The 12,840-nt window shown below is 69.5% G+C and carries 11 protein-coding genes; 9 read left to right on the top strand and 2 right to left on the bottom strand.

Annotated elements, in window-relative coordinates; genetic code table 11:
• Positions 1–33 precede the first annotated feature (33 nt).
• From ACZ45E_RS12075 to ACZ45E_RS12050, 6 genes are all read left to right on the top strand, one after another.
• The gene (locus ACZ45E_RS12075; RefSeq protein ID WP_468219558.1) at positions 34–630 is read left to right on the top strand and encodes a CGNR zinc finger domain-containing protein; all 597 of its coding nucleotides are present in this window, start codon (positions 34–36) and stop codon (positions 628–630) included.
• A 64-nt stretch (positions 631–694) separates the two neighbouring features.
• The gene (locus ACZ45E_RS12070) at positions 695–958 is read left to right on the top strand and encodes a hypothetical protein (RefSeq protein WP_468219556.1); all 264 of its coding nucleotides are present in this window, start codon (positions 695–697) and stop codon (positions 956–958) included.
• A gap of 262 nt (positions 959–1,220) precedes the next feature.
• Positions 1,221–2,684 carry an MFS transporter gene (locus ACZ45E_RS12065; protein ID WP_468219554.1) on the top strand — a complete coding sequence of 488 codons (1,464 nt, stop codon included), beginning with the start codon at positions 1,221–1,223 and terminating at the stop codon, positions 2,682–2,684.
• Positions 2,685–3,136: 452 nt separating this feature from the next.
• Entirely contained in the window at positions 3,137–4,639 is a 1,503-nt protein-coding gene (locus tag ACZ45E_RS12060) for an FG-GAP-like repeat-containing protein (protein WP_468219551.1), read from the top strand.
• Positions 4,640–5,332: 693 nt separating this feature from the next.
• A complete protein-coding gene (locus ACZ45E_RS12055; RefSeq protein WP_468219549.1) occupies positions 5,333–6,109 on the top strand; it encodes a polysaccharide lyase family 7 protein in 777 nt (258 codons plus the stop codon).
• Positions 6,110–6,379: 270 nt separating this feature from the next.
• Positions 6,380–7,801 (top strand): threonine/serine exporter family protein, encoded by a 1,422-nt coding sequence (locus ACZ45E_RS12050; protein ID WP_468219548.1) that lies wholly within the window; start codon positions 6,380–6,382, stop codon positions 7,799–7,801.
• A gap of 127 nt (positions 7,802–7,928) precedes the next feature.
• Here the strand turns inward: ACZ45E_RS12050 and ACZ45E_RS12045 are convergent, their stop codons facing one another.
• Positions 7,929–8,078: a hypothetical protein gene (locus tag ACZ45E_RS12045; RefSeq protein ID WP_468219545.1), complete on the bottom strand. Its 150-nt coding sequence runs from the start codon at positions 8,076–8,078 to the stop codon at positions 7,929–7,931.
• Between the two features lie 28 nt (positions 8,079–8,106).
• Between ACZ45E_RS12045 and ACZ45E_RS12040 the strand changes: the two genes are divergently transcribed.
• From ACZ45E_RS12040 to ACZ45E_RS12030, 3 genes are all read left to right on the top strand, one after another.
• Positions 8,107–10,476, top strand: a complete 2,370-nt coding sequence (locus ACZ45E_RS12040) for an RHS repeat-associated core domain-containing protein (RefSeq protein ID WP_468219543.1) — start codon at positions 8,107–8,109, stop codon at positions 10,474–10,476.
• Between the two features lie 270 nt (positions 10,477–10,746).
• Entirely contained in the window at positions 10,747–11,100 is a 354-nt protein-coding gene (locus tag ACZ45E_RS12035; RefSeq protein WP_468220049.1) for an RHS repeat-associated core domain-containing protein, read from the top strand.
• On the top strand, positions 11,097–11,852 hold the full coding sequence (locus tag ACZ45E_RS12030; protein WP_468219540.1) for a calcium-binding protein: 756 nt from the start codon (positions 11,097–11,099) through the stop codon (positions 11,850–11,852). Before ACZ45E_RS12035 ends, ACZ45E_RS12030 begins: the two co-directional genes overlap by 4 nt.
• Before the next feature lie 131 nt (positions 11,853–11,983).
• On the opposite strand, the gene ACZ45E_RS12025 is transcribed toward ACZ45E_RS12030, so the two are convergent.
• Positions 11,984–12,748 (bottom strand): hypothetical protein, encoded by a 765-nt coding sequence (locus ACZ45E_RS12025; RefSeq protein WP_468219538.1) that lies wholly within the window; start codon positions 12,746–12,748, stop codon positions 11,984–11,986.
• Between the last annotated feature and the right edge of the window lie 92 nt (positions 12,749–12,840).

The following is a 12,840-nucleotide window of genomic DNA, read 5'->3' as shown; positions in this document are numbered from 1 at the left end:
TCACGGATGAACGCAACCCGTACCATGAGAAGCATGGAAGAGCTCGTGATGGAACAAGCCGCCCTCCCGTCGGCGCCGGGGGAGACGGAGCACCCAGCCCTGGCCCTGGCCAACAGCGCCGTCGCGCTGCCCGGCGGGCACACGGCCGACCTCCTGGGCACCCCGGCGCGGGCCGAGCAGTGGCTGGCACGGCATGAACTCGCCCCGGCCGACGCCGGCTTGGCGGAGGCGTGCGCGACACAGCTGCGCTCACTGCGCGAACAGGTCAGGTCCCTCCTGGCCTCCCGCGTCACCGAGCAACCCGCCCTGCCCGCCGCCGTCACAGCGATCAACGACGCGATGACTCGCGTCCCGACCGCGTCGCTGTTGCGGTGGGACGAGAAGACCGGCCCCTACCGCGCCGCACCCCACCCCACCACCGCGATCGTCGAGCACGCCCTGGCAGCCATCGCGGCCGACGCCGCCGACCTGCTCACCTCACCCGACGCCGCCCGCCTGACCGCCTGCGCCTCCCCGCCCTGCACCCGCTTCCTGCTCAAGCACGGCCGCCGCCAGTGGTGCTCCACCCGCTGCGGCGACCGCGCCCGCGCCGCCCGCGCCTACGCCCGCCGCACCGCGACGCGGGGATGACGCCGCAGCCCCGACCCTGCCGGCCGCCGTGCGGAACGTCTCAGCACACGATCCTGGGGGGACCATGAAGACCCGCGCCGCTCTGGCCGTCATCGCCACACTCACCGCAGCCCTCACCGCATGCGGGAACGCCGTCCTCGACAAACAGGCCGAATGCCAGAAGGCCCTCAGCTCCAACGCAAGCCATTTCGAAGCCACCGAGACCAACAGACCCAGCGGCTGCGAAGACCTCAGTCGAGAGGACTACGAGGCTCTCCTCAGAGCCTGGGTCCTCAAAAACGGCGTCACCGACAGGGAAGGCGACACCGACCCGAAGGCGATGTTGTAGGGCCCCCGGTTCTCGGCGTACTCGCGTAGCACCTGGCGTCGGTCTGCTCGCCGAGCGCGCCCCCGGCCCGTACAGACAAAAGGTGTGGCCTCGGTTGCTCGTTGCTCGGTACGGTCGCGTCCATGGCAACCGTGGGGGCTCCGGGATGGATGGTGCGACGTGCGGGCGCGGGCGACGCGGCTGGGCTCGCGCGGGGCCCGCGACGGACGGCGACCGTCGCCGATGAACCGGCCGAGCGACTCAGCAGGTGAAGAGCGGATCCGTGACCGCCGACCCGACGGCCCGCACGAGCGGACGAGCCTGGGCCCTGCTGCTCGTCCTGTGCGGAACGATCTTCCTTGAGGGCAGCGACGTCGCCATGCTGGCCGTTGCCGTGCCCACCATCCGCGCCGATCTCGGTCTGAGTACCGGCACCGCGGCGTGGGTGATGAGTGGCTACGTGCTCGGCTACGCCGGTTTCACCCTGCTCGGCGGCCGCGTCGCCGATCTGCTGGGCAGGCGACGGATGTTCCTCACCTGGCTCGGCGTCTTCCTGGTCTTCTCCATGCTGGGCGGCTTCGCGACCGACGGCTGGATGCTGGTCGTGGCCCGGTTCGTCACCGGCGTGGCGGCGGCCTTCATGACCCCCGCCGCCATGTCGATCATCACGACCTCGTATCCGGAGGGGCCACAGCGCGACAAGGCCCTGCTGGTCTTCGCCGGTGTCGGCGCCGGAGGCTTCTCCCTGGGCCTGGTCATCGGCGGGCTGCTGACCGAACTCGGCTGGCGCTGGGTCTTCTTCGCCCCGGTGTTCCTGGCCGGCGCCCTCCTGCTCGCGGCGCTCAGACTGCTGCCGGCCGAGGCCCGCCCCGAGCCCGCACAACACGGCTACGACCTGGTCGGCGCCGCCACCGCTGCCGCCGCGATGCTGCTGCTCGCCTACGGCATCGTCCGGCTCGAGCACCGCGGCGACGGGCTCGGACCGACCCTCGGCACGCTCGCCGCCGGGCTGGCGCTGGTGGGGGCGTTCATCGTGATCGAACAGCGCGCCAAAGCGCCGCTCGTCCGGCTGGGGATCTTCCGCAAAGCCGCGATGGTGCGGGCCGATGTCGGCGCCCTGCTCTTCCTGGGCGCGTTCTTCGGCTTCCAGTTCATCGTCACGCTCTACTTGCAGGAGCTGCGCGGCTGGTCCTCCCTGCAAACCGCGTTCGCACTGATCGCCATGGGCTGCGACGCCGTACTGGCGCCCACCCTCACCCCGCGCCTGGTGAACCGCTACGGCAACAGCCGGGTGATCTTCGGAGGCTTCCTGCTGGCGATCGTGGCCTACGGGCTCTTCCTGCTGGTCGAGAGGGACTGGTCATACGCGGCGATGTTCCCGAGCCTGATCATCGCGGGCGCCGCCTTCGCCCTCGCCTACGGTCCGCTCACCATCGCGGCGACCGACAGCGTGGCCCAGGAGGAGCAGGGCCTGGCCGGTGGACTGCTGTACACGTTCACCCAGTTCGGCTCAGCGGTCGGGATCTCCGCGGTGACCGCGGTGTACGGGATCGCCGTGTCCGGCACCGATGGCTCACCTGAAGCGGTGCTGGACGCCTACCGCACTGCCCTCGTGGTCCCGGTGGTCATGGTGCTGCTGGGAACGGCGGTCTCCGTCCTCGGCCTCCGCGGCACCAGGACCACCGGCCGGCGCAAGGGCGCTGTGCCCGCGACCCGCGATGAGGTCAACGACGGCGTTTCACGGTAAGGCCGACGACACACCTTCCAGCAAGCCGGCCGTCGGAGGTCTGGACGACGAGGACGGATGGGCAGGGTCGCGGTGGACTAGGCCCGGCGCTCGTTGCCGACTATGGGAACCACTTGCCCTTGCACTCCTGCCCGCTGGGGCAGTCGAGATGGCCGTCGGCCGTGGTGACGTAGGCGCCCTTGTCCTGGAGGCCACCCAAGCCGCCGGGGTCCGGAAAGCGTTCTCGACCTGCGCCTTCCGGCTCAGTACCGTGGCCGGATCCGGCTGCTTGTGCGCCGAGTCGTCGGAGGGGTCGCCGTGCCCGCAGTCGCAGGAGGGGTCCGGCGAGTTGCGTGGGTCCGTACAACCTTCATCCACTCCGCGAAGTCTCCTGTGCGTCACCTGTTCACCCGTGCAACACCTGTTCGTGTGCGCGGGTGTCCACAGTTCGCCAGAACCTCCGGAGACTTCACGTGCATCAACACATCCGTACCGCCCTCGCCACGAGCGCCGTCGTCGCCCTGACCGGGGGGCTGCTCGTCGGCGCCGCCGGGGCGGGGTCGGCCGCCACCGCGAAGGTGGAGAGCGACTTCAACGGCGACGGCTTCCGCGACGTCGTGGTCTCCGCACCCGGCGCCAGGGTTGCGAACCTCCCCCGGCCCGGCACCGTCTCCGTGCTGTACGGGTCGGCGAACGGCGCCAGTGCCGCCCGGCACCAGACCCTCGACCAGAACACCCCGGGCATCCCGGGCGTGGCCGAGGCCGGGGACTACTTCGGCACCGCGACCGCCGCGGGCGACTTCAACTCCGACGGCTACGCCGACCTCGCGATCGGCGTCACGAAGGAGGACGTCGACAGCGACATCGACAACGGCCTCGTCCAGATCGTGTGGGGCTCGGCGTCCGGGCTGACCGGCGGCGCCGACGTCGTCGACCCTGCGCCCACGCAGCACGACCGCTACGGCCAGTCCCTCGCGGCCGGCGACTTCGACGGCGACGGCCGCACGGACCTGGCCGTCGGCACGTCCTCCGGCACTCTGCACGTCTTCTCCAAGGGCATCTCCCGGAGCGGCAAGCCCGGTGCCCGGGCCGCCCTCGCCCTGCCCCTGTACTCGAACACCCACGCCGGCATCCTCAACCTCGTGGCCGGCAGCGTGAACAAGGACGGCCGCACCGACCTCCTCGTCACCGGCCAGAGCCGCAACGTCTCCGGCGGCAAGCACCACGAGGTCAACTACTACCTGCCCGGCGCGAGCGGCGGCCCCAAGGCGTCCTCCGCCAAGCTGATGCCGAGCGGCTCCAACAGCGCGATCGGCGACATCGACGGCGACGGCTACGGCGACATCGCCACCGGCACCTGGTGGGCCACGGCCGGCCCGGACAAGCTCCCCGGCGGCAAGGTCGTCGTCACGTACGGCGGGAAGAACGGCCCCTCCTCGCGTACCCAGACCATCACCCAGGCGTCCGGGGCGATCCCCGGTGACCCGGAGGCGTGGGAGCGGTTCGGCGGGGACGTCGCGCTCGGTGACGTCAACGGCGACGGCAAGATGGAGCTGGCCGTCGGCACCCCCAGGGAGAACCTGCGGGTGGCCCCCGGCGGCAGCGGTGTGATCTACAGCGCCGGCACGGTGACTGTGCTGCGCGGCTCGGCGTCCGGCGCGGACACCACCAACTCCGTGCAGTGGCTGTGGCAGGGCACTGCCGGCGTCCCCGACAGCGGCTGGCGCTCGGGGGAGTTCGGCGGCGAGGTCCACCTGGCCGACCTGAACAAGGACGGAAAGGCCGACCTGCTCTCCGGCGCCCGCGCCGACAACAACATGGACGGCTCGCTCACCACGCTGCCCTCCGACGGCACGGCGATCGGCACGGCCGGCGCCCAGTACATCGGCCCGAAGGACCTCGACATGGACTGGGTCGGCATCCCCCAGCTCGGAGCGGCCGTGAACGGCTCCCGCCCGGTGGACACCGTCTACTGACCACATGCCCGCTCCACCCGCGAGCCGAGTTCCGGCGCCGTGACCCGGTGAAACCGAGTGCGGCGCCGGGACGGCAGCGGCCCGGTCGATGGAGCCCGCCAGGTCTTCGGCGCGCGAGACCGGACCGGTGAGCCGTCCGCGGCGGAGGCTCGCGCGGTCCATGAGCCGGCAGGCAGCGGTGCGCAAGTCGTCGTAATGAACGGGCGGTTCGGGCGGGCGCCGGGCGTCGCGTACGCGAGGGCGCCGGAGGGTTCGGACGGTGCGGATGTGGCGGCGGCGTAGGAGAAGTACGTCGTGCCGGTTCGGGTTCCGTGGCTTGCGCGGAGGAGGGTGGGTCCACGGGCTGAACCGGCCGTCTTCTTGCTCCCCGGCGGCCGGCGCGGTCCGACCGCGGGCACCGGGCTTGGACTGAGCCGGTGCCCGCAGGGGCGCTCGGGCGCCGGCGTGGGGGTGACGCGCTCCCCGCGTACGGCCCCCGGCCCCACTCCGGTAGAGCGCTTCGAGGACACACCCACCTGGCCGGGCAGGCCTGATGCGCCGCGGCCGTCGCGCCCGGCCGATGTGTCTGTGCCACCCCTTGACGCGCCTGGTCCATACCTTTACTTTCGCCGCATGGACGGGTTCAGAAATGAACTCGCCGTTCATGTATGAGAACCTCCGTCCTCGTCTCGGCACCTGGAGGAACCCCCCACCATGACCAGAACCAAGGCTCTTTCCACCGCCACCGTCGTCGGACTCGTCGGCGCCCTCACCTTGTTGACCGGCCCGAGCGCCGGCGCGGCCGATCCCGGGAAGGCACCCGGCGGCAACTTCGATCTGTCCGTGTGGCAGCTCCAGGAACCCGTCGGCTCGCCCGGCTCGCCGACCACCATCCCCTCATCGCGGCTCCAGGGCGCCAACGGCTTCCAGGACGCGTACTTCTACACCGACACCCGCGACGGCGCGATGACGTTCTGGGCGCCGGAGAAGGGCGTCACCACACCCAACTCGAACTACGCCCGCTCCGAGCTGCGCGAGATGAACCGGAGCGGGAGCGCGGCCAACTGGTCCCTGAGCGGCAGTCACCAGCTGAACGCGACCTTGCGCGTCGTCTCCGTCACGTCCAACGTCTGCGTGGGCCAGATCCACCTCGGCACCGGTGGCAGCTCCACCAAACCGTTGGTGGAGCTGTACTACCGGGCCAGTGGCGACATCGTCGTGGGCACGGAGAATTCCCCCTCGGGCGGCCAGACGTCGCACACCGTCGGCCACGTGCCGGTGGGCAAGACGTGGAGCTACAGCATCGCGGTCTCCGGCGGGAACACGCTCGACATCACCGTGAACGGCAGCACGACGCACTACGCCATACCGTCGTCGTTCTTCCCGTACAAGCAGTACTTCAAGGCCGGTTCGTACAACCAGTCGTCGTCCGACAGCACGACCAAGGGCGCGCGCGTCGCCTTCTACGGGCTCAACGTGTCCCACAGCTGACCCGGCCCACCCGGCCATCGGTCCCGCACGACAGCACAGCGGTGGGCAGGGCCAGACCGTCTGGCCCTGCCCGCACGCGTGCCGCGCCCGTCGATCCCGCCTTTCGATCCCCGCGCGCTCCCGTGTTCGCACCCGCGGCCGTCCGTTTCCCGACGGCGGGCGCGAGGCGGCCTCTCGGCCAAGCAGCAGACTTCAGTGGCTAGAGTCACCTTCTGACGAAATGCCCCGTATCTGCATGACTTGTATCCACCCGGAAAGGCCGATGGCGCCATGTCACGGAAGTCCTTCCTCGAAAGACGCCATGCCCGGCGGGAGCGCCAGGAACGCCGACAGAGGGACGAGTCCACGGCGCTCGACCGGCTCTACGGCACCGAGTTCGAGAGCTTCCCCTTTCCCGTTCCGGAGCAGGTGGACGACGAGACCGCCATCGCCTGCCTGCGCTTCGCCCTCCGCCACGCCCGGGAACTCTTCCTCGCCGGCGCGGAGACACAGGCCATCGACGCGGCCGTCATCGCGATCACGGCACGCTGGCGGATGGACAACATCAGCGTCGACATCACCTCCCGGACGATCCAGGCCCAGTACGCCCCACAAGGTGTCCCTCCGTTGCTGTTGATGGCGGTGACAGGCTCGGAGGACAGCCGGGACCTCGACCAGCTCGACCAGTTGCACGCCCTCACCCGGCACATCCTGCGCGAGGACACGTCGCCCGCGGCCGCCGACCGCGCCCTGAACCGGATCATCTCCCGCAAGGGCATCTGGCCCTGGTGGACCGCGGTGCTGGGCGGCGCCACGCTCGCCGCGATGCTCTGCGTCCTCGCCTCGGGCACCCTCAAGGCCGCGCTCGTCTCCCCGCTGGTCTTCGTCATCAGCAACCGCGTCAGTTGGGCCCTCGGAAAGAGTGGCCTCCAGTCCTTCTACGTCACGTCGCTGCAGACCGCATGCGCGATCGGATCCGCCCTGCTGCTCGCCGACGCCGGAGTGCTGACCGGCGGCGAGGCCGCAAGCGTCGCCGCCGCCAACGTGGTGATCCTGCTGCCCATCCTGTCCCTGGTCAGCATGGTGGAGGACGCGATCTCCGGGTTCCGCTCCATGGCGAGCGGCCGGATCATCAGCGTGGGGCTCTTCTTCGCGGCCATCGTCGGCGGCGTCTCCCTTGTCGGCTTCCTGCTGCGTCACACCGATGTGCAGGCCCAGGACACCGCCTTCCGTACCCTTCCGCTCGCCGCCGCCCTGCTGACCTCGGCCATCGGCTCCCTCGGCAACGCCGTCTTCATGGGCGGGCCGCCCCGCCTGCTGCCCTGGGCGGTCGCCGGTGGGGTGTTCGCCGGTCTCATCAACAACGGAACCCAGCGGTTCCTGGACCAGCCGACGCCGGTCGCCACTCTCACGGGGGCAGTGGCCCTCGGTGCGGCGGCCGGCGCGGTGGCCCCCAGGCTGCGCCTTCCGGCCCGCTCCCTGGTGGTGCCCGGTATCGCCGGGGCCCTGTTGCCGGGCCCGGACGTATACCGCAGCCTCCTCCAAGCCGCGCTGCACGTCTCGGGGGCGGGTGCGTACGCTCTGCTTGCCTTCGTCGCCACCGCCGCCATCGGGGTCGGCAGCGTCCTCGGCAGCTCCCTCGGCAATACCGCCCAGCGTGAATGGCGCCCCCTTGCCCGTACGGTCGGCAGCGGCGCCACCCCGTCCGCGTAGACAGTCCGGCGGGTGCGTGCGGTACGTGTCGTCGGAGGCATGTCAGGCGTGTTAGGGAAAGCGCTTGTCAACCGCATTTCGGCAGTGACTGATGTTCGACGCCATTCCTGCCAACGCCACAAGGGCCTCAGATCACCGCGGCGTCCGGGCGCACGCTGACCTTCGACAACGACGGCAAGCAGATCACCAAGGTCACGGACAACACCGGCCGCTTCGCCTCGTACACGTGGTCGGGGAACGACCTGAAGACGTTCACCGACACCGACGGCAAGGTCACGCTCTTCGACTACGACACCTCGCACCGCATGACGAAGGTGACCACGCCGGAGGGGTACGAGACCCGGTTCACCTGGAACACCAACCTCCTGGCGTCGATCACCCGGGTCGTCGACAAGAGCGCGGGCACCGGCGCCACCACCGCGTTCCGCTACATCCTCCCGCAGCCGGGCACCGAGGCCGAGGGCGTGGCCCGCATCACCGACCCGCGCGGAAAGAACACCGAGAAGACGGTCGACGCCCGCTGGCGCGTGAAGAAGACCCTCGACCCGCTCGACCGCGAACGCACCAAGACGTGGGGGCCGGACAACAACGTCACCAGCGCGGTCGACGGCATGGGCGTCGGGTCGACCCCGGGCAACACGGTCAAGTTCGACTACGACGACTCGTTCAACCCCAAAACCGCCACGCAGCCCACGGGTGCGCAGTCCACGGCGGCCTGGACCCAGAAGTCCGGTGGTCACTACCCCGAGACGCTCACCTCCGCGAGCGGCGACAAGGTCACCAACGGCTACGACACCTCGGGCAACATGATGTCGCAGACCGACACCACCTCCGGTTCCGACGGCGCCAAGTGGAGTTACGACTACAACCCGAAGTCCGGCACGATGGACTGCGGCGGCCTGCCCGGCCAGCGCTGCTCGGCCACCGACCCCGAGGACAACAAGACGTCCTTCACGTACGACCCCAAGGGCAACCTGACCAAGGTCGACCGCCCCTCCGCGCAGGAGGACATCACCTACACCTACGACGCCCTGGGCCGCACCGACACGGTCACCGACGGCCGCGGCGTCAAGACGGTCTACACCTACGACAAGCGCGACCGGCTGAAGACGCAGACCAGTGACGGCAAGCTCACGACCCTGGGCTACGACACCAACGGCAACATCAGGTCCCGCACCTCACCGGCAGGCACCAGCAGTTACACCTACGACGAGCAGAACCGCGAACGCACCCGCACCCTGCCGGCGGGCGGGGCGAGTTCGGTGACGTACGACGAGGCGGGCAACGTCAAGACCGCCACCGACGCGGGCGGCACCCTCACCTACGACTACAACGACGCCAACCAGCTCACCACCCTGACCCAGCCGGGCGGCGCCAAGACCACCTACGACTACGACAAGAACGGCGACCGCACCACGACCACCTACCCTGGCGGCACGGTGCAGAAGACGGACTACGACAAGTCCAGCCGCGCTCAGAAGATCGAGGTCAAGAACGGCACCACCGTCTTGTCCACGATCACCTACGACTACAACAAGTCCGGTAAGGACAGCGACAAGATCTACAAGCGGACCACCGACGGCGCCGCCACCGCCTACACCTACGACTCCAAGGGCCGCCTGACCAAGGCCGTGGAGACCAAGGACAGCGCCACGACCGCGGGTTGGGCCTACTGCTACGACGAGGCCGGCAACATGACCGGCCGCTCCACCGGCACCAGCCTGCCCGCCTGCGCCGACACCCAGTCGATCCGCGAGTACAACAACGCCAACGAACTGACCTCGCTCGGCGGCAACACCGGCTTCTCCTACGACGGTGACGGCAACGAGACCTCCGCCGCCTCACCCACCGGCACCCGCTCGGGCGGCCAGTGGACGCCCTACGCCCAGCTGTCCGCGCTGACGGCCTCCGGTACCGCGTCGACCTACACCTACGCGGGGCTTGACAACAACGACCGCCTCACGCGCGGCAGTTCCACCTTCACCAACGCCGCGACCGGCATGACCCGCGAGAACTCCACCGGTTTCGTCCGCGAGGCCTCGGGCAATCTGACAGCCATGACGACCGGCGGGGCGAGCCAGTACTACCTCACTGACGTCCAGGGCAGCGTCATCGGCCTGGTCGACGCCTCCGGCAAGCGCACGGCCACCTACAGCTACGGCCCGTACGGCGAGGCGCGCACCACCAGCGGCACCAACCAGCCGTACCGCTACACCGGCACCTACCTCGACCCGTCGGGCCTGTACAAGATGGGCGCCCGCTACTACGACCCAGGGCTCGGCCGCTTCACCCAGCCCGACCCGTCGGGCAAGGAGAGCAACCTCTACGCCTACGCGGCGGGCGACCCCGTCAACCGCAGCGACGCCTCGGGACTGTCATCGCAAGGGGTAAATCTGGAGGTCTGTGCCTTCGGCGGCTGCATCGGGGGCGGGGTAAGCGTCAACGACGATGGCGGCATTCACCCCAGCCTCTCTTTGGGAGCAGGAACCCCGGGAGTCAGCGGCGGGTACGAAGCGAGCGCGAGCGACGCTTCAGCGGGTTGGACCGGAGAGGCTGAGTGCTCCGCCGGCTTCTACCGGGCTTCGGCCAGCACGCAGGGCGAGACGTCGGCCGGGGTAAGCACGGACTACAGCGCCAAGCCGGGGTGTTCGGCAAAGATCAAGAAGACATGGTGACGAAGGAAGGCAACGATGATTGAGTTTGCAGCTCCGGGCGGGGGCCCTGATGGGCCGCCCTGGCTGGGAATAGTTTTCGGCATCATCGTCGCGGTGCTAGCCGTGATTTTCCTCGTCCACCTAGTGAAACGCCGTAAGTAACCGCAGTGGCTGGAGCCCAGGCCTGCTTGTGGGCCCGGGCTCCCACCACTGCACAGCGATAAACCGTTATTGCGCGTCGGGACCGACAGTTGCTACGAGTCCGGTCTCCTCTGCTAGGCCCCGGACAGGCTGACTGACATAACGAGCGGCGGAGCAAGCCAGTACCACGTCACCGACGTCCAAGGCAGTGTCATCGGCCTGGTCGACGCGAGCGGCAAGTGCACCGCGACCTACATATACGGCCCCTATGGCGAAGCCCGCACCACCAGCGGCACCGACCAGCCCTACCGCTACACCGGCATCTACCTCGACCCGTCCGGCCTGTACAAGATGGGCGCCCGCTACTACGACCCAGGGCTCGGCCGCTTCACCCAGCCCGACCCCTCCGGCAAGGAGAGCAACCTCTACGCCTACACCCGCGTACGTGGATCGACCGCTGGGCCCTTCCGCCGCTCATGCCCGGCTTGCCTCGTCGGAAAGTGACCTTCGGGGCGGACGAGGCCACGTTCACGGTCGACACGGACACCACCCTCACCGCGACCGCGCCCGCTCACGCCGCCGGCACCGTCGACATCGTCGCCTACGGCGCCATCGGCGCTTGGGGGAACAGCCCTGTCACCCCCGCCGACCAGTACACCTACACCGCACCGCCGGCCGGCGCCGACCTGGCCACTACGGTCTCCGACTCCGCCGATCCGGTCGCACTCGGCGACGGGTTCACCGACACCGTCACCGTGACCGACAACGGCCCGCAGGCCGCGACCTCCGTGACCACTGTGGTCGCCTTCACCGGATCCGCCCAGGTCATCGGCACGATCACGCCCAGCCAGGGCTCCTGCACCACCGCCGCTTCGACCGTGACCTGCGCCCTGGGGACCCTGGCCGATGGTGCCTCGGCCACTGTGGCCATCGGCCTGGAACCGCAGGCGACCGGCACCACCACCGCGACCGCGACGACCACCGCCACCCAGAGCGACCCGGTCGCGAACAACACCGACGCGAGTGAGAACACCACCGTGGGCAACGGCCACGGCTGCACCCAGATCGGGACCGCCGCCGCGAACGTCATCAATGGCACCAACGGCAACGACACCCTTTACGGGGACACCGGGAACGACGTGATCAACGGCGGGAACGGCAACGACACCATCAATGGTGGCGCCGGAACCGACGTCGCCAACGGGGGCAATGGGTCCGACACCTGCACCAACTCCGAAGTCGCCAACAGCTGTTAGCCGCCCCCGCACACCGCCGCCTCCTCACACCGCGGCCCCCACCAGTCACACCCGGCGGGGGCAGCACCACGTCACGAGCGGGCGACCCGGCGCCACGCCGAGCGGCCAGGTCGGGAGGCAGCCCGTGGAACTCACTTCACGACGACGTTGTCCCCGGCCGAAGTCGACGGCCCGGTGGTGGTGTTGCCGTAGTACACCCAGCGCCATGTACCCGTCTTGGACGCCTTCACGGTTGTCCTGAGATTGCCCGAGCTGTTCGCGTGGACTTTTTTCACCGTGGTGTAGGAGGTGGCTCCGGTGGGCTTGAACTGCAGGGTCACCAGGCGGTCCGCGTAGGAGGCGTACTTCTTCGTCTCCCAGTTCGCCCGCGTGACCTTTCCGCTGACGGTGATGGTCTTTCCCTTGGACACCGGCTCGGGCGAGGCGTTCACGGTCAGGCGGGAGCAGCGCTTGACGTAGGCCGTGAGGCCCGCATCGTCGGTGTCACCGCCACCGCCCTGGAAGGACACCTCGGCCGCGACCTTCCAGGCTCCGGCCTCGCTGTTGTGCATGTCCCACACACTCGGGTCGAAGTACATCCTCTCGTTGAAGTCGCAGACGCCCGGGCTCACCTTGACGCAGTCGCTCGTCTCGATGGCGTGCCACAGCCGGTCACCCGTACTGCCGCGGTACAGGAACACTGCCGGAAACTTCCACTTGTGGGTGGTCGCCATCCGGAAGGAGGTGGGCACCGCGACCTCCTTCGACACCCCGATCACGATCGGCTTGCCGCCGTTCACCTTCATACGGGTGAACGCGACCCCGCCCTCGGCCGCCCCGGCCGGCACCGCGGCGACACCCGTGAACACCGCCGCCGCGCCACCGGCCACGACAGCTCTCCAGATCTTTTTCCCCACCTGATCCCCGATCTCTGTACCGAAAAGCGCCGGAGATTCGTCCTCCGGCGCTTCTCAGACAGCCGGTATCCACACGGGGTTGCACCCCCGTG

Source organism: Streptomyces sp. NPDC030991 (assembly GCF_055571235.1).
The sequence above is the reverse complement of the archived record's forward strand: the minus strand, read 5'-3'. Positions and strand labels throughout refer to the sequence as shown.